Here is a 23,061-nt window from a genome sequence, read left to right on the forward strand (position 1 = left end):
CTCAGGCTCCCCTGTACACGCATCCTGAGGTGCAGGTCTCACGGACCCGGATCTCGCTGAGGTTCGGCAACTCGGACACAAGACGGTCCCAGATCCACTTGGCGAGCACTTCGCTGGTCGGATTCTTCAGTCCCTCGACCTCGTTGAGGAAGTTGTGGTCGAGTTGGGCTTCCAGCGGCTTGAAAGCCGCCTTGAGATCCCCGAAGTCCTGCACCCAACCGGTGTCGTCACCGACCGACCCGACGAGGTGCACCTCGACCCGGTAGGAGTGGCCATGAAGCCGTCCGCACTTGTGACCCGTCGGCACGTTCGGTAGTAGGTGCGCGGCCTCGAAGGTGAACTCGCGATAGATCTCGGCTGTGTAGGTCACGGGATTCCTAGGTACTTGTGGGTCTGTAGGCTGAGTTGCCAGCGGGGGTTCTCCATGCAGAACTTGACCGCGAGTTCGGTGTTCACCGCGAGGTCAGGTCCGTCCATCGGCTGGACTCGAAAACTGGTGAAGTCGAGGTGCTCGAACGAGATCGGGTCGACGTCGGCCTGAGGTATGACGAACTTCAGTTCCTGGCCCCTGTGGACTACCAGTTCCGAGCCGATCTTCGGGCTCACGCACAACCAGTCGATCCCATTCGGAGGGTTGATGGTTCCGTTGGTCTCGACGGCAACGTAGAACCCGCGAGTCTTGAGGGCCTCGACGGCGACGTCATCGAGTTGCAGTAGTGGCTCACCGCCGGTGAAGACGACCATCGGCTGCCCGCCGGAGACTGATGGCCACTTTGATGAGATGGCCTCGGCCAGGCTGTCGGCATCCCGGAATTTTCCGCCGCCTTCGCCGTCGGTGCCTACGAAGTCCGTGTCGCAGAACTTGCAGATCGCGCGATCCCGGTCCTTCTCGCGTCCAGTCCAGAGGTTGCAGGAACTGAAGCGGCAGAACACTGCTGGGCGCCCAGCATGTGTGCCCTCGCCCTGAAGGGTGTAGAAGATCTCCTTGACCTTGTAGGTCACGCGCCGGACTCCTGGTAACGGAGCGGATCCTTCATGCCCGCCTCCGCGAAGCCCTTCAAACGCAGCAGACATGAGTCGCAGTGCCCGCACGGACGGCCGTCGGCGTCGGGGTCATAACAGGATGATGTAAGTGAGTAGTCAACGCCGAGGCGGGTACCAACCTCGACGGTTTGCGCCTTGGTTAGCTCGATCAGGGGAGTGTGAATCCTGAGGCGTTGTCCTTCAACGCCGGCCCGGGTCGCAAGGTTGGCCATCTGCTCATAAGCCGCGATGTACTCAGGACGGCAATCGGGATAACCCGAGTAGTCAAGAGCGCTGACACCGATGAAGATGTCGGTCGAGCCGACAACCTCCGCGTACGCGAGCGCGAACGACAGGAATACTGTGTTGCGCGCCGGTACGTAGGTGATCGGGATCTCATTTTCAGCGAGCTCGTCTGTTGCATCGTGCTTGGGCACATCTAGCTCGGCCGTCAGCGCGGACCCGCCGAACACTCTCAGATCGATGTCGCACACGACGTGCCGCTGCACCCCAGCAGCGAGGGCAACGCGGCGAGCCGCTTCGAGTTCGACCGCGTGGCGCTGACCGTATCGGAAGCTCAGGGCGTAGGTTTCGTAACCTTGGTCTTTCGCCATGGCGAGGACTGTGGTCGAGTCAAGGCCCCCGCTGAGCAGGACCACTGCCTTCTGGCTCATCAGCCCACCTCTCAATCGTGTACGTTCTGGCAGATACACACTAGGCTTAACTGCAACCTACAGTACCTGCAACTGGACGACAGTTTTCTTCCTGAGGGGTCATGTCGCGACAGAAACTGACGATCGTGGTCACCTGCACCGATCGCAAAGTAACTGCGGCGCAGCCTGCCCTCACGGCCCGAACCCTTCCTCAGGGGACGGTGCAGGCCAGGGTCCGGGAGTGGCGTAGACGGCTGAGTCGAGAGCAAGCGACCATGCGCCTGACCGATCTCTACTCTGGAGAGTCATGGACGCAGGTGAAGCGCCTCATAGCGACTGCCCGCTCCACCGGCTACGCCCCGGATGTGTTTGTCGCGTCTGCTGGCGTTGGACTCCGTCGCATCGACGAACTCTCCCCGCCGTACGCCGCTACTTTTAGCGTCGGCCATGCAGACTCTGTCGCCCCCTCAGTCAACGAGGCGCGAACGTGGTGGTCGGGGCTTCCCCACGCCGCCGCACCAGAAGCCCGCCATCCATCTGTCTGGGTGTTGTCGGAGGCCTATTCGCGAGTCCTCGCACATACGCTGACGTCGATTGAGCCTGGGGCCGCCGCAGTCGTCTTCGGCGGCTCATCTAACGTGCCCGATGAGGTACGCGTCCCTGCTGATCGTGGGCTGCGGCGCGCGCTTGGCGGCACGGTCATGAGTCTTAACGTTCGTATGGCCATTCGTTGGCTAGAAATCGCGGAGGGTCAGGCGCTCGCAGGCGAGCGAACGCGCCTGGCGTGGGAGGAGTGGTCCCGCCGCGAGAGACACACGGAGCAATACGATCGAAAGCCGCTCTCTGACGACGCTGTGCGTGAGTTCATAGCGAACCTGGCCAAACTTGAACCAGGTGTCTCAAAGACACGCGCCCTCGGGACACTGAGGAACTCGGGGATGGCCTGCGAGCAACGCAGGTTCGCAACACTCTTTTCGGAGGTTGTGAAGCGATGACCGAACCGCAGTGGCTGGAACGGCGCGCGCTCAAGGTCTTGCAGAGTGACGACACGCCGTTGTACCTCTTCACACTCGCCGCTGAAGAGGTGGATCTGGTTGCAGACGTCGCACGGATCAGCCGCGATGAAGCTGGCAAGTTGATCGGCTACCAGAGGCCCGAGAAGCGGAAGCACGTCAAGCAGATTCAGGACTACCTAGACTCCGCGCATCCGCTGTTCCCGAACGGACTCATCCTTGCGTTGCCACCTGAGGTCAAGTTCAAGTCCAGCCGCGGTCCGTCGACCAGCGACGGGCTCGCGATTTCCGGAACGCTGGAGATCCCGATCGCGTCGGACGCCGAAGGGCCGAGGCCGGCATGGATCGTTGACGGCCAGCAGCGCAGCCTAGCTCTCGCTCGGACGAAGAATCGGCGAATGCCGGTACCAGTCGCTGGATTCGTCACTCCAAGCCTCGAACTTCAGCGCGAGCAGTTCCTTCGAGTCAACACTGTCCAACCTCTGCCGATAGGCCTCGTTACAGAGCTACTTCCGGAGATTGCGCGCGTCCCATCCGCGCGCATGGCGACGCGGCAACTGCCCTCGGCCCTTGTTGACATGCTCAACCAGGATCGCGAGTCGCCGTTCCAAGGCATCATTCGACGTGCGTCAACCACCTCCAACGACAAGAAATCCACGTACGTGACCGATACCAGCCTCGTGGAAGCAATTCGAGAGTCGCTCGAGTCGCCGTCGGGAGTGCTGTTCCCCTACCGCAACATCGCGACAGGGACTACTGACACTCAGGGCATCCGGCGTCTCCTTCTGGCCTACTGGACCGCGGTACGCGAGACGTTCCCGTCCGCCTGGAACAAGCCCGCGACGCAGAGTCGACTCATGCATGGCGTCGGAATCCGTGCAATGGGACGACTAATGGACCGCGTGATGACTCACGTGCGCGACGATGATCCGCAGGCTACGCAGCGCGCGTCCGATGAGCTCCGACTCATTGCGTCAAGGTGTCGGTGGACTAGCGGAACGTGGGAGGATCTGGGCTTGGCTTGGGACGAACTTCAGAACACGCCCCGCCACATCAGTGCATTGTCCAACCATCTCGTCCGGATCTACCTAGCTGAGCGGACGGGACCACGGTGAAGTTCTACTTTCCAGATAGCCAGGACCTCGTGAGCCCGACCTACGATTTCATGCGAGACGAGTACGTCGCGCATCGCGTCCGGCAACGGGATGACCGGTACGCGCACGAAGTACTCGAGTCGGCGCCGTATCACGGGATCTTGGTCAGTAAGTCCATCGTCGATGGTTCCATCAACGGCGCGGGCAAGTACTCGGCAGCACAGCGTGCACGCATCTACAGGATGGGGGTCCGGCGCTTCTTTCGTCTCCCGGACGCCGTTGAAACGCTGGGCGACAACGGGGCCTTCAACTACGTAGACGAGGAAGTGCCACCGGTCACGGCTGAGCAAACACTCGACTTCTACGACGAGTGCGGGTTCGATGCAGGCATCAGCACTGATCACATCATCTTCGGATATGAACCCGGCGCGGGCGAGTCCGAAGTAGATTCTCAGTGGGCAGAGCGGCGACGGTTGACCCTCCGCCTCGCGGAGCAGTTCATCAACGCAACTCGCGAACGGCGCACTAGCGTGCGACCAGTTGGCGCCGCACAGGGTTGGAGTCCTGCCAGTTTTGCAGACAGCGTGCATGCCCTCCAGGACATGGGATACGAGCGGATTGCGCTGGGTGGGATGGTCCCGCTCAAGACCGCCCAGATCCTGGCATGCCTTACGCAGATTTTCGACGTACTCAAGCCGGAGACAGAACTTCACTTGCTCGGGATTACGCGCGTCGACTCGATGGACAAGTTCGCTGCTCTGGGAGTCACCAGCTTCGACAGCACCTCAGCCTTCCGGCAAGCATTCATGGATGATCGAAACAACTACCACACCAGAGAGCGCGCGTATGTCGCCATCAGAGTGCCTCAGGTCGACGGCAACCCAACGCTGAAACGCGCGATACTCGCTGGATCGGTCAGCCAGAGGGAGGCCATGGGCGCAGAACGCGAGGCTTTGACCGCACTGCGGTCGTATGACGGATCGACGGCCTCGCGAATAGGGTGCCTGGATGCGCTCGGGGCGTACGAGTCAGTGTGTCAAACGAAGAAGTCGTACCTGACTGCCTATGAGGAAACGTTGGAAGCAGCGCCTTGGACACGGTGCGCATGCAATCTCTGCCAGCAGCATGGAGTCGAGATTGCGATCTTTCGCGGCACCGAGCGCAACAAGCGCCGGGGCTTTCACAACATGTCAGTGCTCGCGCAACAGATGAGTGCGTTGAAGCCCACACGAGGAGATGCTGATGGCTGATCAGTACGAGATTCGGCTTCCCGCGTTGCGGATCCGCCAGGGAGAACAGTTCATCTACACATTCGGGGTCGATGGCAAGCGGATCCACGACTTCACGACCGTCAGCAGAGTCCATCGCGATGACGTCGACCTACGCGGGTATCAGCGCCCTGAGGTCTTGAGTCATATCCGCGCGATCCGGCGCTATCTTGAAGCAGACGGGGCGATGCTGCCGAACGCGATCGTGCTCGCCTTCGACGACCGCGTTACCTTCGAGCCGATCCGCTCGAAGAGCCCGGTGGATTACGTCGCAGTTGGGCAACTCGTGATCCCGGTCGACGAGTCACTCCCGGATGAAGCGAAGCCAGCCTGGCTTGTCGATGGCCAGCAACGAAGCGCGGCGATCAGAGATGCGGATCTGGCCGAGTTCCCGGTTGCCGCCGTCGGTTTCATTGCGCGCGGAGAAGCCGAACAGCGGTCACAGTTCATTCTGGTCAACAACACCAAGCCGCTCCCAAAGGGCTTGATCCATGAACTCTTGCCTGACACAAAGGGTCAGCTTCCGACGGCGTACGCCCGAAAGCAACTGCCGGCGCAGGTCCTCGCGAGACTGAACTTCGGCGATCGGGCCGCCGGCGAGCCGTTCGCAGCACGAATCGCAACCCCGACGATGGCGAACGGCTACATCAAGGGGAACAGCGTTCTCAAGATGGTCGAGAACAGCCTCTACGACGGTGCCCTCTACCAATACAGAAACCCGGAGGACGGTACTGGCGACATCGATCAGATAGTGCTGCATCTCAACTACTTCTGGACTATCGTTCAAGTGACATTTCCGGATGCTTGGGAGCTCCCTCCCACGAAGTCGAGACTCACCCATGGAGCGGGCATCCAGGCCATGGGCTATGTCATGGACGCCCTCACGGATGGCGTTCCGACGCGCAAACTGTCGCGTCTCAAGCTTGAATCGAAGGTTGCGGAACTTCGTGAGCACTGCGCATGGACGTCCGGAGCATGGGACTTCGGACCGGACCAAACCCGGCGATGGAATGGCATCCAGAACACGCCCAACGACGTCCGCTTGCTGACGAGCCACCTCCTGCGTGCTGTTAAGTGATGTGGCCGCCTGCTACCTGACCGCGGTAGGCCAGGGCAAACCCTCAGCCATGACCGGATCTCGTCGACGTGCCGCGGTTGCGCTACTCCTGCCGGGCCGGAGTTGAGGTACCGCGTTTACTCAGCCTAGTCAACGGAAAGCAATGACGATGCACGAGCACCGGTGCGCAGCCCGGTGGGGAGAATTCGCAGGTCACGGGTAGGTTTGGCAATTGATGACAAACGATGAGCTGATTCACATCAGGCTCCGCGGGTTGTGGGTTCGAGTCCCACGGGGCCTGCCAAACACCCAGGTCAGGGCACGTATGGCTGCGGTGGCCACCCTCTCGACCCACCACTTACCCACCATTTTGGCCTCTGAGCCTTGTTCAGCGTCGCCCGCTGGGTGACCGGCGCCTACGTGAAGCCGGTCGTGCGTCTCGCCGTCACCCCGATCGGCGGCAGGCCGGTCGAGTCCGTGCCGGCGAGCAAGTCGCCGACCGACGGCAGCCGACGCCCGTACGTCGTTCGCGGGTACGACGCAGCCGGAGCCCTCGTGTATGCCAGCCCCGAGGCCGATCGGAAGGCCGAGCAGGTCGTCTGCCGCGCCGACGAGCGGTCGCGCGTACGCCGTGATCGGCACGGATCGATCGCTCCCTGCCCTCGAGGACTGCCGCCCCAACTTCAGTGGGTGACGGCTGGTGTCGTGGTCGGCGGTGGGGCGATGAGGGCTGCGCCGAAGACCCATGAGGATGTTTGGGCGATGAAGTCGTTCGGGAACCCGAGGGGGAACGCGCTGGCCTCGTTCAGCCGCGCGATGCTCTCGGGCGGAAGGGTGAGTTCGACGGCGGAGAGGTTGGCGCTGAGCTGGTCGGCGGTGCGCGCTCCGATGATGGGATGGATCAGTGGGGAGCGGCTGGCCGTCCAGGCGATTGCTACCTGGGAGGACGTCGTACCGAGTTCGTCGGCGACGTCTTGCACTACCCGGGCAACGGCATGATCCCTGGCCGAAAGGGATTCCGGGGGTAGTCGTCCAGCGGCTGGCTCGCGGCCGCTGTATTTGCCGGACAGTACTCCGCCGGCCAGCGGGCTCCACGTGGTGATGCCGAGGCCTAGCGACTCGGCCATGGGCAGCAGCTCGCGTTCGATGTCGCGCTGGAGCAGGTTGTAGGGAACTTGCAGTCCGACGAACGGGCTCCAGCCGCGCCACTCGGCCAAGGTATTGGCGCGGGCCACGACCCAGGCCGGTGCATCCGAGATTCCGACGTACAGGACCTTGCCGGCCTGTACTGCGTCGTCCAGCGCCCGCATGGTCTCCTCGAGCGGCGTGGAACGGTCCCACATGTGCACCCAGTACAGATCCAGGTAATCGGTGCGCAGTCGGCGCAGGCTGGTCTCCAGCGATGCACGCAGGTTCTTACGGTGGTTCCCGGCGGCGTTGGGGTCGGTGCGGTCGCGGGAGACGGTGTACTTCGTTCCGAGCACGAACGACTCGCGACGGCCGGACAGAAGTTCGCCGACGAACTCTTCGCTGGCCCCGTCGCGGTAGTTGACGGCGGTGTCGATCATGTTGCCGCCCGCCTCGGCGTACAGGTCCAGCATGCGTCGGCATTCTGCGATCGGTGCGCCGACGCCGCCCTGTTCTCCGAACGTCATCGCGCCCAGGATCAGCTCGGAGATTCGAAGACCGCTGGTACCCAGGGTGCGGTATCTCATCGGGTTGCCGATCCACTGAACAGCTGAGCGGCCAGGGCGGCAATCTCCTCGGACGGCACGTCCCGCACGTGTTGATCCAACGCCCAACGATGCCCGGACGGATCCAGGAACTGGCCGGTGCGATCTCCCCAGAAGGCATCGTGGACAGGCTCGAAGACCGTGGCTCCCGCCTGCAACGCGCGAGCCCACGCGGAGTCGATGTCGGAGACCTGAAGGTGCAGCGCGGCCGGCGAACCGCCGAGCGCTGCGGGGGTGCGCAGGCCGCGGTCGGGCATTTCTCCCGCCACCGCCAGGCTCGTGTTGTCGAGGAGGAGTTCCACGGTCAGCGTCCGGCCATCGGGGAGGGTGAGGCGGCTCGTCTCTTCTGCGCCCAATACCTCGGTGTACCAGGACGCGGCCTGATCTGGATCGTTGACGACCAAATGAATCGCTATCACGGCTGTGACCATACATAGTGTCTGGTCACAGTGTCTATACACCATGTCCGGACACTATGATGACGCGCATGCCTTCCAGACGCACTGCGGGCTCTGCCCGTCGATCCGCAGCGGCCCCGGCCTCCGCGGAGTTGCGGGAGCGAATCTTGTCCGCGACGCGCGAGTTGCTGCGGGAGCGGCGCTTCGACACTCTCAGCGTGGCCGACATCCTCGACGCTGCCGGTGTATCCAGGGCCAGCTTCTACTTCTATTTCCCGAGCAAACAGGCAGTGCTCGCTGACCTCGTGCGCGAGGCGGTCGCGCAGGGACAGCAGGCAGCGCGCCCCTGGACCGATCGGGAGCAGGATCCGGTCACCGCGCTTCGATCCGGTGTGACCGATGGGGCCCGGCTGTGGCGCGACAATGCCGGCGTTCTGATGGCCATTGTCGAGAGTTGGGGATCGGACGAAGGGCTTCGAGAGTTGTGGCTCGAGCAGATGAACCTGTTCACCGAGGCCGCCACCGCACGTATCGAGTCCGACCCGGTCGCCGGCCGGCGACTCGGCTCCACGCGTGCACGCGCCGCTGCCGCATCACTGACCTGGATGGGAGAACGCCTCTACTACCTCGCCGCAGCATCGGTTCCGCCGTTCGACGACGAGGAAGTGCTGATCGAAACCCTCACCACCGCCTGGACCTCGATCCTGTACGGCGACGCGGTGCCCGATCATCGGGATCCCAGAGGGTGACAGCCGGCCACACGAGGCCGACACTGCTCGTGTCTGGCGATTTCGGGTGGGGAGGCGCGGGATGGCGGTGGAGTGGGTGCTTGTGGGGGCCTCGTTCTTTTCGGGGCTGGCGGCGGGGTTTTTGGGTGGGTTGTGTTTGATCTTGCGGCCGGTGCAGGCGTCTATGGGTGGCCGGGAGTTTCGGGGGTTTATGGAGACGTTTCTGCAGTACGCCGACAACGGGTGGGGCAAGGTGTTCAATTACGCCTGGTCGCTCGGGATGGGTATCGGGCCGATCGTCGCGCTCGTCCTGCTTCGGGACGATCCCGGCTCGGCGTCGTTCGTGCTGACCGCGATCGGTCTTGTCATCGTGCTCATCGGCGTGTACATCGTCTCGAACGTCTGGAAAACCCCGCAGTACAAGGTGATCCTGTCCTGGGACCCCGACGCGCTACCGGCGAGCTGGGAGGCGGACCGGCAGCGCTACTTCACCATCAACTGGCTCCAGCTGGCGACAACCTGGTCCGCCTTCATCCTGTTCCTCGTGGCGCTCCTCGCGCTGCCGCGGTGATCAGCTGACGGTTACCTGGTGGGGGTCGAAGGCTATGTAGCCGGTGAAGTCGTGGCCTACGTGTTCTATGGCGGAGTGTTTGGGGGACGGGTAGGTCCATGCCGCGTCGGAGAGGGTGCGGCTTGGGGTGGTGACGTCGAAGTACTCGGCGCGGCCTTTCCAGGGGCAGGTGTAGGGCTTGGGGGAGGGGCGGAGTACGCCGATGGTCAGGGAGGCCTGGGGGAAGTAGTGGTGGCCTTCTATTACGACGATTTCGTTGGCGGGGGCCTCTGCGAGGAGGGTTTCGCCGGCGACGGCTTTGATGGCGGGTCTCCTTACGGGCGGACGCGGATGATGGTTTTGCCCTTGGTTCGTTCGGTGGGGTTGAAGGCGGCGACGGCGTCGTCGAGGGTGGCGATGGTGCCGAGGTTTGTCTTCAGGCGGCCGTCGCGGACTCGTTGGACGATTTCGGTTAGTTGGGTGCGGTCGGCTTCTACTACAAAGTCGATTGCCAGGCCGTCTGCGGGGCGGGCCTCGGGTGGGCCGACGATGGTGACCAGGATTCCGCCGGGGCGGACCAGGGTTGCGGACTGCTGCTGGATGTCGCCGCCGATCACGTCGAACACCAGGTCGACGCCGCCGATGTCCTTCAACGAATCGTTGTCCAGGTCAACGAACTCCTGCGCGCCGAAGTCGAGCGCGGCCTGACGGTCGGAGGCGCGGCCGGTGCCGATGACGTACCCGCCGAATTCATTGGCGAGCTGCGCCACCATCGACCCGACGGCGCCGGCAGCGCCATGCACCAGCACGCTCTGCCCCGACTGAAGGCGGCCGTGCTGGAACAGCCCCTGCCACGCGGTGAGGCCGGAGATCGGCAGGCTGGCGCCGACCGTGAAGTCGACGTCGCCCGGCAGCGGCGCGAGGTTGCGGGCCTCCATGGCGACGTACTCCGCCAGCGTGCCGTCGCGATGCCAGTCCGCGAGCCCGAACACCCGCTGGCCGACCGACAACCCCGTCGTACCGTAGCCGAGAGCCGTGACCACTCCGGCCAGCTCGTGGCCAGGGATCGACGGTGTGCGGTCGCGGCCCGCGCGATCAGTCCAGGTCGAGGGCCACGTCACCTCGGTCGGGACGTATCCCGACGCATGGACCTCGACAATGACGTCATTGATCGCCGCCGACGGCTCCGGACGCTCGGTCAGCGTCATCCCGGCCGTTCCCGCAGCCTCATCCGTCACCACGATCGCCTTCATCAGATACCTCCGGTTGTTATTGGACCAATTCGTCCACAGTAGTACTGGGTCCGTTCCGCCGACAATGGCGTCACGAAGCGTCGTGCACCACATCGCTGCGCGGAGCCCGGTCCGGGACTGCCGCGCCGCCCGGGTGCTCGGGGTCGACGAGCGTCCTGTACGACGGGTGGTCCGCGATGTAGTCGGCGATGAACGGGCAGAAGTTCGTCACGCTCCGTCCGGCCGCGAAGGCATCGTCGAGGGCGGCCTGGACCAGTTGGTTCGCGATGCCCTTGCCGCGATGAGCCTCGTCGACCTCGGTGTGGGTGAGTACGACGCGCTCCTGGCGCAGCCGGTATCCGACTCGGCCGACAACCTCGCCGTCGATGACGGCCTCGAATGCGCCGTCGGTGGCGTTGTTCCTGATCTGCAGCCCTGTGCTCAACGTGCCGTACCTTTCGTCTCTGATTGGACTATATCGTCCAAAATCAGAGTACGCTGCAGCCCAGCTGACGCGGAGTCGGGGGCCGGACCGGTACCGTTGGATCGTGACTCGATCGAGAAGCGCGCCGGAAGCGCCGCCCCGTCAGTTGACGGCGCGCGGCCTGGCGACACGGGCGCGAATCGTCGATGCGGCCGCGGACCTGATGTACGTGAAGGGCGTCAATGCAACCACCCTCGACGACGTCCGGGCGGCAAGCAGTACGAGCAAGTCGCAGCTGTACCAGCACTTCGCCGACAAGGACCAATTGGTCCGGGCGGTTGTCTCGCGGCGCGCCGGCCAGGTCCTCGAGCGTGAGCAGGGGTACCTCGAGCGGCTCCGCTCGTTTCGCGGTCTGCAGCGCTGGCGGGACGCTTTGGTCCAACGCAACGCCCTGCAGAACGGTGCGTACGGGTGCGCGCTCGGCTCCATGGCAAGCGAACTGTCCGATCAGGACGACGAAGCCCGCAGGACGCTGGCCGAGGCCTTCGCGGAGTGGACGGGCTTGATCGCGGCCGGACTCAGACGAATGCAGGACGGCGGCTCACTCAGCAAATCAGCCGACCCCGACAAGCTCGCGGTAGGCCTGATGGCGGCGCTGCAAGGTGGGTATCTTCTCGCCGAGACGCAGCATGACATCACGCCGATGGAGACCGCGCTCGACATGGCGCTAGACCACATTCGGTCGTTCCTCACGAAGTAAATTGGCGAAGGCCTCGATGCGGTCCAGGGCCATGTCCAACGCGTCGGCCATAGGCTGCGAGTTCTGCGCGTTCTGAGCGAGGACGTATCCGCCTTGCAGAGCGGCCAGCAGACCGGTCCCGAGTTTCTGCGGGTCGGCGTCGTTGGTGAGTACTCCGAGGTCGCGCAGCCGTGCCAGTGTCTCGATGAGCAGCTGATGCCAGCTCTCGAATGCCAAGGCCAGTACTGCGCGCGATCGTTCGTCGTCGGGCAGTTGGGCGCGTAGCGTGCGAAGCTCGCATCCGTAGGAGTCGTCCTGCAGCGTATTCGCCTCGACGAGCGAGTCGCGCCAGCGCCGCAATCCACGGAGGTCTCGCACGCCTGCCAGGCGGGCTTCCTCGCGGGCCAGAACGGATCGTGACCGGTCCTCGATCGCAGCCAGATTCATGGTGCCGGCCGCGGCTCGGCGAGCAGATCGCCGTACTGCGGGTTCTTGTCGACGAATCGGCTGACGACCGGGCAGTAGTTCGACACGGTTGGGTACTTCGTGCGGATGTCGTCGAGCGCGCCGCCGACCAGCGCCCACGAAAGTCCTCGTCCGCGGTACGTCGGCTCGATCATGGTGTGCGTGATCGACAGGTGCGAGCCGATCACGTGATAGACGAGGAGCCCCGCCTGACGGCCGTCGACGAGGAGTTCGTAGTACTCGTCGCTCGGGTGGTGGACCACGGCCGTCGTCGGAGACTGCGGCGCCGGGGCGTCGACTGCGCAGTCGATGGTCAGGAGCTCGGCCAAGGGTGCCTGCCAGCCCGCATCGAACGCTTCGGTGGGAACCTCTGCGTTCCAGGTGAGGCTCGTGCCGGCGTGATTGCGGAAGTGCAGGACGAGTCGCCAGTCGGCTTCGGTGGAGGCTGCGCGCAGTTGTACTCGTACGCTGCTCGGAAGGGAGCTGAGCATCATCGGCCGGGTCTGCAGCGGCAGGACTGTTCGCTCGCCCAGACGTGCGGTACTCCGGCTTGCCAGCGTGACATCGAGGCCGCCGAGCAGGCGCGCGGTCACGCTGATGTCGACGGTGCCGCCGTCCATCTCGTCCAGGCCGGCCACCGTGAGCTCGCCGCCGGCGAGGTAGAAGCCCGTTCCGTCGGGCGGAAGAACCTGATCAGTCATCGCTACGTCCTCGTGCGTTCCTAGATGGACTATATGGTCCACTTCAGTCAATGTAGCGCGCCGCCGGCGAGGACGCCAAGGCGGGTGGATGTCACATCGCGTCGCCCTGTTCTGTCGTTGTGGGTGACGTGCAAATGATCGGGACCAGGTCCCGGAAGGAGGCCTTCGTCATGGCCGAGGACGAGGTGAGCCGCAACCTCAAGGGAATGGATGAGCTCGACTTCCACGGGTGGAACCGGGCTGACTGGCATGGCGCGTTCGCGCGGTGCCACACCGACGATGTGGTCGTCGAGCTCTCGGGGCAACCGACGACCCGTGGTCTGAAGGAGCACATCGAGGCGATGGAGGCGCTGGTCGAGTCCAACGGCGGTACGCCGGTGCAGGTCGCCTCGCATCCGATCATGTTCGGCTCCGGGGACTGGACCTGCGTGGTCGGCGAGTTCGAAGGCGGCGGCCGGATGGTCACCATCGCGAAGTGGCGCGACGGCGCGATCGCCGAGGAGCACATCTGGTTGTAGGGCTGGGCAGACCGAATTGTCGGTGGGCTCGGGCACGCTGGTGGTGAAGGGTCGCCGGCGTGGAGGAGAAGTTGATGGGCGCGGAGTTTCAGTTGGTGGTCGACTGTGCTGAGGCTGATGTGCTCGCGCGGTTCTGGGCTGCGGCGTTGCGGTACGAGTTCGCGCCGGCGCCGGACGGGTTCGCGACCTGGCAGGATTTCTACCGGCGGTTAGGGGTGCCGGAGAGCGAGCTGGTCGACGGTGTGGATCGGATCAGCGATCCGCAGGGGCGTGGGCCGGATATCTGGTTCCACGTGGTGTCGGAGGGCAAGGTGGTCAAGAACCGGTTGCACCTCGACATCCACGCCAGCGGTGAGTGGTCGGACCCGATCGAGGCGCGGATTCAGCGTGTTGATGCTGAGGCGGCCAGGTTGGCGGGGTTGGGTGCGACCATCACCGGGGCGTTCGAAGAAGGGCTTGACCACTACGCGGTCGGCATGAAGGACCCGGAAGGCAACGAGTTCGACATCAACTGATCGTCTAGTTCGGCCAGTTGGGGTTGCGGCCGAGGTAGGCGACGATGCGGTCGAGGGGGTCGTCGCCGGACCACGGGATGTCTGCGGCGAACGGCGTGCCTGGAGCGCGGCGGACGTCGCCGCTGGGCACGATCTGGGCGACTGTTGTAGCGGCCTCGAGTGTGGCTGGTGCGAACGTCACCGTCTTGCCGAGGGACTTTGCGACGTCCCAGCTGTGGACGATGTAGTCGATGAAGTGGAAGCTGACAGCCTGCGCTCCCGGGAAGGATGCGTTGGGTCCGAACTCGGCCAGCGGGAAGGTTCGCTCCGCGACACCGGGCTGGGCGAAGGCGTCGAGGACGTGCTCGGCGGACTCGACGTACGCCTTGACCGGGTCGTCGCCGAGGTCGAGGAGCTTCCAGATCGTGGGGTCGGACTCGCCGCGGGAGGCGGCGGCGAAACCGTAGTGCTGGGTGGCCATGTGGGCGAGCAGGCCGTACAGGGTCCAGGCGCGGCATGGGGTGGGCTTGGGCAGGTCGGTGTCGGTGACGGTGGTGACCAGGTCGATGCTGGTGCGGACGGCTTCGGCGTCCAGTGCGATGTAGTCAATGGTAGGCATGTGCTTATCGTAAGCCCATGCATATGATTGCGCCAGTGCTACCTTTTTAGCCATGGCAACCGAGCGCCCCGATCTGGCTGCGATGCTGTACCCGCTGGTGCGGGAACTGATCGCGCTCGAGCTGCCGGTGCTTGCTGCTCATGAGGTGTCGATGTGGGGGTATTCGGTCCTCACTGCGCTTGATGACACTCCGGTGCGTACTCAGGCCGCGCTGGCGGAGGCGATCGGGGCGGACAAGTCGCGGATCATCGGCACGCTTGATGAGCTACAGAAGGCTGGGCTGATCGAGCGCACTCCGGATCCTGATGATCGTCGGGTGCGGCTGCTGTCGATCACGGCTGAGGGGCGTCGGGTTCGTCGGGCTGTTCGCCGGGGGATCCAGGTGAAAGAGGTGCAGGTGCTCGAGGGTCTTCCGGTGCCGGATCGGAAGACGTTCATCCGGCTCCTGCAGCAGTTGCACGCTTCACGCTGACGGTGGAGGCCGGTCCCTCCCGCGGGTGATCCGGTCGCCGGGTGTGCTCAACAGACTGGGTGCATGAGGCGAGCGGTGGTTGCGTGGGCGGTGGCGTACGGCGGTCTGCGCATCTGGTTCGCAACCGGCCATGCGCCGGCGTGGAAGCTGCCGGGCAACGACCTCCTCATCCCGAACTGGATAGCCGTCGCCGGCTGCGCCATCACAGCCCTAGCCGCAATCGTGAGCCGGCCGGGACCTCGCGTGCGGGAGGGGAAGCAGGAGCTGGTGGGGTCGCCGGAGCACGTGCCGCGGGCGGTGGATGCGCGGCGGGGTGGGGTTTGGGATGGGTGGTTGTTGTGGGGGTTGGCTGTTGGGTGGGTTGGGGCGGCGGCGTTCATCTTGCTTGACCTGGTTGCGGGGGTGTTGCCGGGGTTGGGGATTCCGTTTGATTTGTGGGGGATGGGGTGTCGGTTGGGGGCGATTCTTGGTGCGGTGCTGTTGGGCGTGACGGCGAAGGCGCAGCAACCGGCGGCGAGGCCTTGGCCGGGGTGGGTCGCGAGGGTCGGTGCGTGGCTTGCGGTGGGTGGGTGTCTTACGCGGCTGGCGGCGCAGGCGGTGGTTGGGTTTGGCACGACGCCGTACGGCGGGAACTTGTCGCTCATCCTCTTCGAAGGCGGCTTCCTGCTTGTCGGCACGCTGTTGCCGTTCCTGCTGGTGCATCCGATCGGCCGGCGGTTCCCGCGGTGGATGCTGCTCACTCCGGGCTTCGTGATCGGCGTCGGCATGACGGCGTACTTCGGGGTCGGGTTGATCCAGATGATCGTCGCCGTGGCGCAGGGCAAACCGCCGTACGACGATGTCGGCCTGCCGGACGCGTTCTTCTGGGTGGCGGTGCCGGCGTACGTCGTCTGGGGCGCCGGTCTCGTCCTCGCCACCCGCGGGTACCAATTCGCGACCCGGAAGGCATTCGATTCGGAGTGTGATCTTCAAGTCACACACAGTTGAACCAGGTTCCCGTTCGCCACCCACGGTGCGGCCGCGCTGCTCTGCTCGGGGTCGATGGCCTTTGCCTATTTCACCGTGCACCAGACAGGTGCTTTGCTTCCTGTGCAGAATGGTGGCGAGCAGGCAGCCCGAACGGCGCCACAGCAGGCAACCGCAGCAGCCGAGTGAGCGATGTCCGACCCCACGTCCCACAGAGCAGGAGCGCCGATGGCCGACGACCGGGCGGCGCTGCTGCGTGAGCTGCACGATGTGCATGCTCCGGCGCTGTGGCGGTTCGTCGTCCGGCTGACCGGCGACGATCGGCTGGCGGAGGACGTCGTACAGGAGACGCTGCTCCGGGCCTGGCGGCGGCCGAACATCCTGTCCGAGGACGAGGCGGGAGCCCGGGCCTGGCTGTTCACGGTGGCGCGCAACCTCGTCATCGACGACCGGCGCAGTGCCCGGGTCAGCCGGGAGGTCGCCAGCGACGACCTCCCGGAGAAGCCGAGCGCCGACCACGCGAACGCAGTACTCGACGCGTGGCTGGTGGCGGAATCCCTGGCACAGTTGTCTGAAGAACATCGGCAGGTAATCGTTCGGGCGTACTACGGGCGCCGTACGGTCACCGACATCGCCGAGGAGCTGGACATCCCGTCCGGCACCGTGAAGTCGCGGCTGCACTACGGGCTGCGCGCGCTGAAGCTCGCGCTGCAGGAGAAGGGGGTGACAAGTCAGTGAGCGACCCGTACCGGGAGTGGGATTCGGCGTACCTGCTCGGGGCGTTGTCGGCGAGGGACCGGCGCGCGTACGAGGAGCACCTGCGTACCTGTGCCGAGTGCTCGGCCGAGGTGGCGTCGCTGGCCGGCGTGCCCGGCGTACTCGCCGCCCTTCCGGCCGAGCGCGCGCTGGCCACCATCACGGCCGAACCGCCGAACCTGTTGCCCGGTCTGGTCCGCAATGTCCAGCGCGACCGTCGCAAGCAACGCATCCGGCTCGGCGCGTTGATCACCGGCGTCGGGGTCGCGGCCGCCGCGATCGGCGCGGTGATCGCGATCCCGCTGGCCAATGACGAGCCGCAGGGCGATTACGTCGTACTCGCACAGACCGTGAGCAGCAAGCTGTCCGCGGACGCCCGGCTGGTTCCGGAGCGCTGGGGTACGACGATCGAGATCAGCTGCCGGTACGACGAACTCGCCACGCCGAGCGAACGCGCCCGCGGGTACGAGCTCTATGTCACAGACGCATCCGGTAAGGCGTCGCTGATCGCGAGCTGGACGTCATCGCCCGGTACGACGGTGAAACCGGCCGCCACGACGAAGCTGCAGCGCAACGAGATCAAGGCCTTGGACATCCGCAGCTCGGAAACTGGCCGGGTTCTGCTGGCTGTGCACTTCTGACTCGTTCCGGAAGCGAATGATCACGGGCTGTCGGGGCACCTGAAGTTTACGAACGGTTGTCGCTCGAGAGGCCGCCGATCCAGGCCCCGGTGTTCAGGGACGTGCACCGGGGTCGCGGCTTGCCGTGGCGTGACGTGGCTGGAAGAAAGTTCAGGCGATCCTGTAACACTCACCCCGTTATCAGCGATACACCCTGTGTAACGCCACTGAGGTTCCCGTCCCAGGTCGACCGCCCGAAGGGCCTGGGGCGGGTTCCTCTCGTTCGTCTGAGGCGCCACGGCGGCGTTATGCGCACGAAAGCCCCCGGTGATGCTCACCCGGGGGCTTTCGTGTGTGTGGTCCCTCCCTAGGACGCTCTCTCCGTGCCGTCCGACGACGGCAAGGCGATCCGGTCCGCCGGCAGGCGTTCCGTCCGCTCGTTACCGTCGTCGCCCTCGTACTGCACCAGGGCGGTCCATCCAGTCTCCTCATGGTCGCGGCCGATCAGCCAGCCGCGACGCCACTGACCGTCAACACGGACGACCACATGGCTGGGCAGAGGGAGACGGGACACCAGCTCGGTGCCGGGCTCGAACTCAGTCATGGCCGAAGGTTAAGTGCTATCGACGCTGAGCGCTTCCTGAAAGCGTGTTCCCTCACACAGTTCTCAGACTCCGGACGAGAGTCCAAACGCTTGTACGGCGCCGTTCACCTTCAGGGCACGGCCGCCTGGTATGTGACTTACCCAACCTTCTTGCAACGCGTGCGAGCACAACGCCGCGCCGACCGCGCCGGCGAGATGCGGTCGTCGTTCGGTGACATCCAGGCAGGATCGCAGCGGCGGCCGGCCGCGGCGTACCTCGACCTTGACGCCGAGATTCTCCAACCAGGCTTGGCCTTCCGGCGTCAACGCGATCCCATCGGACCAGTCGATCAGGCCACGCTCAGTCATCGCATCGGCCAGCGCGACGCCGAGTTTGCCGGCCAGGTGGTCGTAGCACGTCCTAGCTCTGGCGAACGCATCCCGTTTGCTGACTGCTGACAGGCTGTTAGCGACTTGCGTACGGCGTGGTGCCAGCGCGGCGAGCCCTTCGATCAACTCGGCGGTGTCGGGGCCGGCGAGCTTCACATAGCGGTGCCGCCCCTGCCGTACTTCGGTCAGCAGACCGCCGCCGACGAGCAGGTTGAGATGCTCGCTGATCGTCGGCCGCGAGACCTTGGCCAACTTCGCGAGCTCGGTCGCGGTCCACGCTCGGCCGTCGAGCAAGGCTAAACAAACCGTCGCCCGCGTCCCGTCGGCAAGCATCCGCGCCCAACCGGCCAGCTCCTCACCTTCGGCACTCATACCCGCCATCATGCCTGCTGGACTGTTAGGCCGACGCCGAAGCATCCCGTGCCTACCGTCGATTCACATGACCCATCTGACCATCGAACCTTCCATCCTGTACGTCGGAACCCCGGTCGCGCTGCTCAGCACGCTGAACGAGGACGGGAGCGTGAACCTCGCGCCGATGTCGTCCGCGTGGGCGTTAGGTGATGTTGTGGTCCTTGGTGTTGGCGTGACCGGTCAGACTGCGATGAACCTGCGCTCTCGCGCTGATGTGGTGATCAACTTTCCGTCGCCTTCACAGTGGAAGGCTGTTGAGCGGTTGGCCGGCCTGACCGGTCGCAATCCCGTGCCTGAGGGTAAGCGGGCGCGATTTCGCTTCGAGCGCGAGAAGTTCGCTGCGGCCGGGCTGACACCGGTGGCGTCTGAGTTGGTCGCGCCGCCGCGCGTCGCCGAATGCCCGATCCAGTTCGAAGCAACCGTCACCCAAGCCGAGCTGGATGCCAAGGGCAACTTCCTGATCGCCCAGGCCGAGGTACTACGAGTGCATGCCGAGGAGGCCGTTGTTGTCGCGGGAACTTCGCACGTGGATCCCGGCGCCTGGTCGCCCCTCATCTACAACTTCCGCCACTACTTCGGCCTGGCGAAAGAGCTGGGCGAGTCCTTCCGAACGGAAACTCCGAGGACGCGGACGTAGGAGTTCGCCAGCAGCGTGCGGGGTTGACTACATCAGCCGGAGGCGGTCGATTTCTTCGTCGGTTAGGTGGACGTCGAGGGAGGCTAGTGCTTCGGGGAGGTCCTCGGCTCGGACGGTCCGCTCGGTCGTGCGGCCGTCGGCGTGGTCGGTGGTGAGGGTGTTGCCGATCAAGCGTCGTACGACGCCGTCTGATACGCGCATCACCACGGGGCGACCGGTGAATGGGGACTTCGGGTGGGTGGAGACATAGTGGTGGTAGACCTCGTAGTCGATCGGGCGTACCGGCTCGTCGTTGGACGCGTGTTGGGGCTCCCAACCGTCCGCGGTCTTCTTCGACAGCGTCCACACATCGTCGTCGAGCGTCAGTCGGTGGTCCCACCCGGCCTGGTCCACCACGGCGCCGTCCTTCAACGGAGTCGGATACAACTGACCGGCCCCGAAGCCAACGTCAGCCAGGAACGACTCCCCATCGACCCCCACCTTCAGCAGGGCGTGCGTACGCGGTCCCGCCTTGTGCGGTTGCACCCGGGCAACCCGTCGTACGACGTCGAACCCGAGCTGCTCGAGCGCCGCCCCGAACAACAGCGCGTGCTCGTAGCAGTACCCACCGCGCTGCCGACCCACCAGCTTCGCCTGGATCGCATCCAGCGCAATCCCCGGATGTGTCCCGAGGATCACGTCGATGTTCTCGAACGGGATCGCCAGCACATGCGCCCGATGCAGACTCCGCAGCGCATCCGCCGACGGCGCCACCCGCGCGTGCCCGATCCGCGCGAGATAGGCGTCCAGGTCAAGGCTTTCGATGTTCCACATGATCCCTAGCCCAACACCTCAAGCCTGCTTCAAGTCAAGTTCTGTGAAGAGCGTCAGTTGGATGCCACCGGGCGTTTCGAGCCGGGCGTTGAGCGAGTTCCACGGCGTACGGGTCGGCTCCGCGATCACCGTCGCGCCGGCCTCGGCCAGCTTCTGCGTCGTCGCCGCGGAGTCCTCAACCTCGAACGCGACCCGGTACTTTCCCGCGACCCGCCGCCCGACCTCGACCGCGTCGGTGTAGTCCGCCTGCCCCGGATCCGCGATCTCGAGCGTGGCCCGCTCGACCTCGAGGATCGTCACCCGCCCGTCCTCCGAGGAGTACGACGCCCGCTCCGGCAGCCCGAGTACGTCGCGGTAGAACGCGACCGCCTCCTCGTAGTCGTCCGCCGTGACCACCAACCGCAGTTCCTTGACCGTCATGGACTCAGTATCTACAACCGCGAGACCTGGTAGTGCGAGATCAGCCAGCCGTCAGCTGCCCGCCGAAGAATGACAAGCAGGTTGACGGAGATCGCCGGACGGTCGGTGAAGCTGAAGTCGACGGCGAGGTACGCGAGGAGCGTGTCGTCGGCGAGTTGGCGGGTCTCGAGCAGTTTGTACTGCGGGGACAGGCCGATCGGCTGCGATTCGTAGTACTCGGCGACGGCTTCACGACCGACGCCGTACGGGTGCAGGCCCTGGAAGATCGCGTCGTTGGTGAAGAGGGCCGCGGCGCGCTGCGGGTCGTGGTCGTCGATGGCTGACTTCCACTGGTCGAGGACGCCGTACAGGATGCCGTTCATGGGAGTTCCTTTGGTTGATGGCGGACCAGGAGCGCGGCGATCGCGGCGAGGGCCACGACGCCGGCGCTGACCAGGAGCGCCTGGTGATATCCGTTGTGGAGCAGTGGTCCGACTGCCAGCGGGCCGATGATCTGGCCGAGGCTGTAGCCGGTGGTGAGGATGGCGATCGCGTGTGGGATGTTGAGGTCGGCGCCGAGCGCGATCGCGAGATTGGCGACGCCGAGGAATGTCGCGCCGAAGAGTGCGGCGGAGATCAGCGCGGCGGCGATGCCGTGGATGACGGTCGGTAGTGCGATGCCGATCGCCTGCAGGAGCAGCGCGATCAGTAGGAGTGTGGAGCGAGACCATGATCGGCTCAACCAGGCCCAGAGTGCGGTCGAGGGGAGAGCGGCCAGGCCGACGATGATCCAGGCGCCGTTGCTGACGGCACCGGTTGCGGTTTCGTTGATTGCGGCAACGAGGAACGTGCCGGCGATGATGTACCCGATGCCTTCGAGGGTGTAGCTGGCGAGGAGGGCGTTGAAGTGTCGTGAGCTGGTACGGCGGGTGGCCGCGCGTGGGGTGGGTGATCCGGTCAGGTGCCAGGCGGGGACGGTGCAGGCGATCGTCAGCAGGGCGGTGATCCACCAGGCTGTTCGCCAGTTGCCGCTGGCAAGTACTACGCCGGAGAGTGCGATGCCGGCGCCTACTCCGCCGAAGGTCCAGCCCACGTGGTGGTTGTGCAGGCGGGGGAGTACGGCGCTGACCGCGATCACGAATACCAGTGCGCTCGCGATCCCCGCGATCAGCCGCAGGGTGAGCCAGAGCGAACCGCTCCGACCGAGCGGCATCAGGGCGAGGGTCACGGCCAGGATGAGCATCGAGAGGCGGAGCGCCCAGCGGGAGTGGAGCAGGCGCGGTACGGCGATCGCGGCCAGCGCACCGGCGAGGTAGCCGGTGTAGTTGGCCGTCGCGAGCGTCGCGCCGAGGCGGGAGGACAGGCCGGCCTGCGCGTGCATCATCGGCAGGATCGGCGTGTACGCAAACCGCCCGATCCCCATCCCACCCGCCAACGCCGCCGCCCCCCGCCCCACCAACCACCAAGCCCCACCCCCGCCAGCCGCGCCGCCAGCCGCGCCCGCAACCACACCGCCGGCCGGGCCGGCAGGCGCCCCAGCGCCGGTGGCGGATCTGTCGGTGTCAAAGGTGTTAGCAGTCATGGTTGTTTCAGTGGCCGGCCTGTTGGCCGCCGTCTACGTGGAGGATCTCGCCGGTGACGAACTTTGCGCTCTCCAAGTACGTGACCGCGTCGACGATCTCCTCGATCTCGCCGAGGCGGCCGAGCGGGTGTAGCGCCGCCAGGAATTCGTGCGTCTCCGCCGGGTGCATCGGCGTACGAATGACGCCGGGCGCCACCGCGTTGAACCTGATCCCGCGCGCGGCGTACTCGGTGGCAAGCGACTTCGTGACCGAGTTCAGCCCACCCTTCGTCAGCGACGCCAGCGCGGAAGGCACCGTGCTGTAGGCGTGCGTTGCGAAACTGGTGGTGATGTTGACGACGTGCCCGCCGTCCTCGTTCTCCAGCATCGCGGTGATCGCGCGCCGCGTGGTGTCGAAGAAGCCGCGCAGGTTGATGCCGGCGATCCGGTCGTAGTCCTCGTCGGTGTACTCGGTGAACGGTTTGGCGACGAAGATCCCCGCGTTGTTGACGAGCGTGTCGATCCGTCCGAACGCATCGAGCCCCTGCTCGATCACCCGCGCGCCGACGCCCGGCTCGGCGATGTCGCCGGGGACGGCCAGCACCAGCGGATCGTCGGAGCGCTTGATGCTCCGCGAGTTCGCGACGACGGCATAGCCGAGCTTGCGGTACGCCGTGACCAGGCCCGCCCCGATGCCCTGGGACGCTCCGGTGATCACGGCAACTTTCTGGTGGTTCATGG

Annotated in this window: 31 protein-coding genes; 13 read left to right on the forward strand and 18 right to left on the reverse strand. The window is 65.1% G+C overall.

Going from position 1 to position 23,061, the window contains the following annotated elements:
- Position 1: 1 nt before the first annotated feature.
- The 3 genes from queD to queC are packed head-to-tail and all read right to left on the reverse strand — an operon-like array spanning position 2 to position 1,697.
- Entirely contained in the window at positions 2–370 is a 369-nt protein-coding gene (queD, locus tag FDA38_RS02185) for a 6-carboxytetrahydropterin synthase QueD (RefSeq protein ID WP_137252379.1), read from the reverse strand.
- Positions 367–1,002: a 7-carboxy-7-deazaguanine synthase gene (gene queE / locus FDA38_RS02190; RefSeq protein ID WP_137252380.1), complete on the reverse strand. Its 636-nt coding sequence runs from the start codon at positions 1,000–1,002 to the stop codon at positions 367–369. The genes queD and queE overlap by 4 nt, the downstream gene beginning before the upstream one ends.
- Positions 999–1,697 (reverse strand): 7-cyano-7-deazaguanine synthase QueC, encoded by a 699-nt coding sequence (gene queC, locus FDA38_RS02195; RefSeq protein WP_137252381.1) that lies wholly within the window; start codon positions 1,695–1,697, stop codon positions 999–1,001. Before queC ends, queE begins: the two co-directional genes overlap by 4 nt.
- Before the next feature lie 970 nt (positions 1,698–2,667).
- On the opposite strand from queC, the gene dbpB (FDA38_RS02200) reads away from it, so the two are divergent.
- The 3 genes from dbpB (FDA38_RS02200) to dbpB (FDA38_RS02210) are packed head-to-tail and all read left to right on the forward strand — an operon-like array spanning position 2,668 to position 6,129.
- Positions 2,668–3,804, forward strand: coding sequence for a DGQHR domain-containing protein DpdB (gene dbpB, locus FDA38_RS02200; RefSeq protein WP_137252382.1), 1,137 nt, complete (start codon positions 2,668–2,670; stop codon positions 3,802–3,804).
- Positions 3,801–5,033 carry a tRNA-guanine transglycosylase DpdA gene (dpdA, locus tag FDA38_RS02205; protein WP_137252383.1) on the forward strand — a complete coding sequence of 411 codons (1,233 nt, stop codon included), beginning with the start codon at positions 3,801–3,803 and terminating at the stop codon, positions 5,031–5,033. Before dbpB (FDA38_RS02200) ends, dpdA begins: the two co-directional genes overlap by 4 nt.
- On the forward strand, positions 5,026–6,129 hold the full coding sequence (gene dbpB, locus FDA38_RS02210; RefSeq protein WP_137252384.1) for a DGQHR domain-containing protein DpdB: 1,104 nt from the start codon (positions 5,026–5,028) through the stop codon (positions 6,127–6,129). Before dpdA ends, dbpB (FDA38_RS02210) begins: the two co-directional genes overlap by 8 nt.
- A gap of 662 nt (positions 6,130–6,791) precedes the next feature.
- Here the strand turns inward: dbpB (FDA38_RS02210) and FDA38_RS02215 are convergent.
- Positions 6,792–7,823, reverse strand: a complete 1,032-nt coding sequence (locus FDA38_RS02215) for an aldo/keto reductase (RefSeq protein ID WP_137252385.1) — start codon at positions 7,821–7,823, stop codon at positions 6,792–6,794.
- Positions 7,820–8,305, reverse strand: a complete 486-nt coding sequence (locus FDA38_RS02220; protein ID WP_202877527.1) for a VOC family protein — start codon at positions 8,303–8,305, stop codon at positions 7,820–7,822. The genes FDA38_RS02215 and FDA38_RS02220 overlap by 4 nt, the downstream gene beginning before the upstream one ends.
- Positions 8,306–8,328: 23 nt before the next feature.
- On the opposite strand from FDA38_RS02220, the gene FDA38_RS02225 reads away from it, so the two are divergent.
- Both FDA38_RS02225 and FDA38_RS02230 read left to right on the forward strand, forming a co-directional pair.
- Positions 8,329–8,988 carry a TetR/AcrR family transcriptional regulator gene (locus FDA38_RS02225; RefSeq protein ID WP_137252386.1) on the forward strand — a complete coding sequence of 220 codons (660 nt, stop codon included), beginning with the start codon at positions 8,329–8,331 and terminating at the stop codon, positions 8,986–8,988.
- Between the two features lie 190 nt (positions 8,989–9,178).
- Complete coding sequence (locus FDA38_RS02230) at positions 9,179–9,538, forward strand: hypothetical protein (RefSeq protein WP_137252387.1); 360 nt, start codon at positions 9,179–9,181, stop codon at positions 9,536–9,538.
- Here the strand turns inward: FDA38_RS02230 and FDA38_RS02235 are convergent, their stop codons facing one another.
- From FDA38_RS02235 to FDA38_RS02245, 3 genes are all read right to left on the reverse strand, one after another.
- Positions 9,539–9,841 (reverse strand): DUF427 domain-containing protein, encoded by a 303-nt coding sequence (locus FDA38_RS02235; protein WP_137254078.1) that lies wholly within the window; start codon positions 9,839–9,841, stop codon positions 9,539–9,541. It abuts the gene before it with no gap.
- An 11-nt stretch (positions 9,842–9,852) separates the two neighbouring features.
- The gene (locus FDA38_RS02240) at positions 9,853–10,770 is read right to left on the reverse strand and encodes an NADP-dependent oxidoreductase (protein ID WP_137252388.1); all 918 of its coding nucleotides are present in this window, start codon (positions 10,768–10,770) and stop codon (positions 9,853–9,855) included.
- Positions 10,771–10,840: 70 nt separating this feature from the next.
- Positions 10,841–11,194 carry a GNAT family N-acetyltransferase gene (locus FDA38_RS02245; RefSeq protein ID WP_170989561.1) on the reverse strand — a complete coding sequence of 118 codons (354 nt, stop codon included), beginning with the start codon at positions 11,192–11,194 and terminating at the stop codon, positions 10,841–10,843.
- A gap of 103 nt (positions 11,195–11,297) precedes the next feature.
- Between FDA38_RS02245 and FDA38_RS02250 the strand changes: the two genes are divergently transcribed.
- A complete protein-coding gene (locus FDA38_RS02250; protein WP_202877529.1) occupies positions 11,298–11,933 on the forward strand; it encodes a TetR/AcrR family transcriptional regulator in 636 nt (211 codons plus the stop codon).
- Here FDA38_RS02250 and FDA38_RS02255 read toward each other — a convergent pair.
- Positions 11,901–12,359: an LmrA/YxaF family transcription factor gene (locus tag FDA38_RS02255; RefSeq protein WP_137252391.1), complete on the reverse strand. Its 459-nt coding sequence runs from the start codon at positions 12,357–12,359 to the stop codon at positions 11,901–11,903. The genes FDA38_RS02250 and FDA38_RS02255 overlap by 33 nt on opposite strands.
- Positions 12,356–13,078 carry a GNAT family N-acetyltransferase gene (locus FDA38_RS02260; protein WP_137252392.1) on the reverse strand — a complete coding sequence of 241 codons (723 nt, stop codon included), beginning with the start codon at positions 13,076–13,078 and terminating at the stop codon, positions 12,356–12,358. The genes FDA38_RS02255 and FDA38_RS02260 overlap by 4 nt, the downstream gene beginning before the upstream one ends.
- 134 nt (positions 13,079–13,212) lie before the next feature.
- On the opposite strand from FDA38_RS02260, the gene FDA38_RS02265 reads away from it, so the two are divergent.
- Entirely contained in the window at positions 13,213–13,596 is a 384-nt protein-coding gene (locus FDA38_RS02265; RefSeq protein ID WP_233714472.1) for a nuclear transport factor 2 family protein, read from the forward strand.
- 59 nt (positions 13,597–13,655) lie between these two features.
- The gene (locus FDA38_RS02270) at positions 13,656–14,111 is read left to right on the forward strand and encodes a VOC family protein (protein ID WP_233714473.1); all 456 of its coding nucleotides are present in this window, start codon (positions 13,656–13,658) and stop codon (positions 14,109–14,111) included.
- A gap of 4 nt (positions 14,112–14,115) precedes the next feature.
- Here the strand turns inward: FDA38_RS02270 and FDA38_RS02275 are convergent, their stop codons facing one another.
- Positions 14,116–14,709: a TIGR03086 family metal-binding protein gene (locus tag FDA38_RS02275; RefSeq protein WP_137252394.1), complete on the reverse strand. Its 594-nt coding sequence runs from the start codon at positions 14,707–14,709 to the stop codon at positions 14,116–14,118.
- A 52-nt stretch (positions 14,710–14,761) separates the two neighbouring features.
- On the opposite strand from FDA38_RS02275, the gene FDA38_RS02280 reads away from it, so the two are divergent.
- The 4 genes from FDA38_RS02280 (at position 14,762) to FDA38_RS02300 (ending at position 17,544) form a co-directional block, all read left to right on the forward strand.
- Positions 14,762–15,181, forward strand: coding sequence for a MarR family winged helix-turn-helix transcriptional regulator (locus FDA38_RS02280; RefSeq protein WP_137252395.1), 420 nt, complete (start codon positions 14,762–14,764; stop codon positions 15,179–15,181).
- Between the two features lie 63 nt (positions 15,182–15,244).
- Positions 15,245–16,168: a hypothetical protein gene (locus FDA38_RS02285; RefSeq protein WP_137252396.1), complete on the forward strand. Its 924-nt coding sequence runs from the start codon at positions 15,245–15,247 to the stop codon at positions 16,166–16,168.
- A gap of 207 nt (positions 16,169–16,375) precedes the next feature.
- Positions 16,376–16,885, forward strand: a complete 510-nt coding sequence (locus FDA38_RS02295) for a sigma-70 family RNA polymerase sigma factor (protein ID WP_137252397.1) — start codon at positions 16,376–16,378, stop codon at positions 16,883–16,885.
- On the forward strand, positions 16,882–17,544 hold the full coding sequence (locus tag FDA38_RS02300) for an anti-sigma factor family protein (RefSeq protein ID WP_137252398.1): 663 nt from the start codon (positions 16,882–16,884) through the stop codon (positions 17,542–17,544). The genes FDA38_RS02295 and FDA38_RS02300 overlap by 4 nt, the downstream gene beginning before the upstream one ends.
- Positions 17,545–17,890: 346 nt before the next feature.
- Here the strand turns inward: FDA38_RS02300 and FDA38_RS02305 are convergent, their stop codons facing one another.
- Positions 17,891–18,127 (reverse strand): hypothetical protein, encoded by a 237-nt coding sequence (locus FDA38_RS02305; RefSeq protein ID WP_137252399.1) that lies wholly within the window; start codon positions 18,125–18,127, stop codon positions 17,891–17,893.
- Between the two features lie 63 nt (positions 18,128–18,190).
- Positions 18,191–18,868 (reverse strand): ArsR/SmtB family transcription factor, encoded by a 678-nt coding sequence (locus tag FDA38_RS02310; RefSeq protein ID WP_137252400.1) that lies wholly within the window; start codon positions 18,866–18,868, stop codon positions 18,191–18,193.
- A gap of 67 nt (positions 18,869–18,935) precedes the next feature.
- Between FDA38_RS02310 and FDA38_RS02315 the strand changes: the two genes are divergently transcribed.
- Positions 18,936–19,547: a flavin reductase family protein gene (locus tag FDA38_RS02315; protein WP_137252401.1), complete on the forward strand. Its 612-nt coding sequence runs from the start codon at positions 18,936–18,938 to the stop codon at positions 19,545–19,547.
- Between the two features lie 27 nt (positions 19,548–19,574).
- Here FDA38_RS02315 and FDA38_RS02320 read toward each other — a convergent pair whose 3' ends face one another.
- The 5 genes from FDA38_RS02320 to FDA38_RS02340 form a co-directional block, all read right to left on the reverse strand.
- Positions 19,575–20,360, reverse strand: a complete 786-nt coding sequence (locus FDA38_RS02320) for an arylamine N-acetyltransferase family protein (RefSeq protein WP_137252402.1) — start codon at positions 20,358–20,360, stop codon at positions 19,575–19,577.
- 18 nt (positions 20,361–20,378) lie between these two features.
- The gene (locus tag FDA38_RS02325) at positions 20,379–20,780 is read right to left on the reverse strand and encodes a VOC family protein (RefSeq protein WP_137252403.1); all 402 of its coding nucleotides are present in this window, start codon (positions 20,778–20,780) and stop codon (positions 20,379–20,381) included.
- Between the two features lie 11 nt (positions 20,781–20,791).
- The gene (locus FDA38_RS02330) at positions 20,792–21,142 is read right to left on the reverse strand and encodes a YybH family protein (protein ID WP_137252404.1); all 351 of its coding nucleotides are present in this window, start codon (positions 21,140–21,142) and stop codon (positions 20,792–20,794) included.
- Positions 21,139–22,215, reverse strand: coding sequence for a YbfB/YjiJ family MFS transporter (locus FDA38_RS02335; protein ID WP_202877530.1), 1,077 nt, complete (start codon positions 22,213–22,215; stop codon positions 21,139–21,141). Before FDA38_RS02335 ends, FDA38_RS02330 begins: the two co-directional genes overlap by 4 nt.
- A gap of 133 nt (positions 22,216–22,348) precedes the next feature.
- Entirely contained in the window at positions 22,349–23,059 is a 711-nt protein-coding gene (locus tag FDA38_RS02340; protein ID WP_137252406.1) for an SDR family NAD(P)-dependent oxidoreductase, read from the reverse strand.
- Between the last annotated feature and the right edge of the window lie 2 nt (positions 23,060–23,061).

The organism is Kribbella jiaozuonensis, from assembly GCF_005233875.1.
GTDB lineage: Bacteria > Actinomycetota > Actinomycetes > Propionibacteriales > Kribbellaceae > Kribbella > Kribbella jiaozuonensis.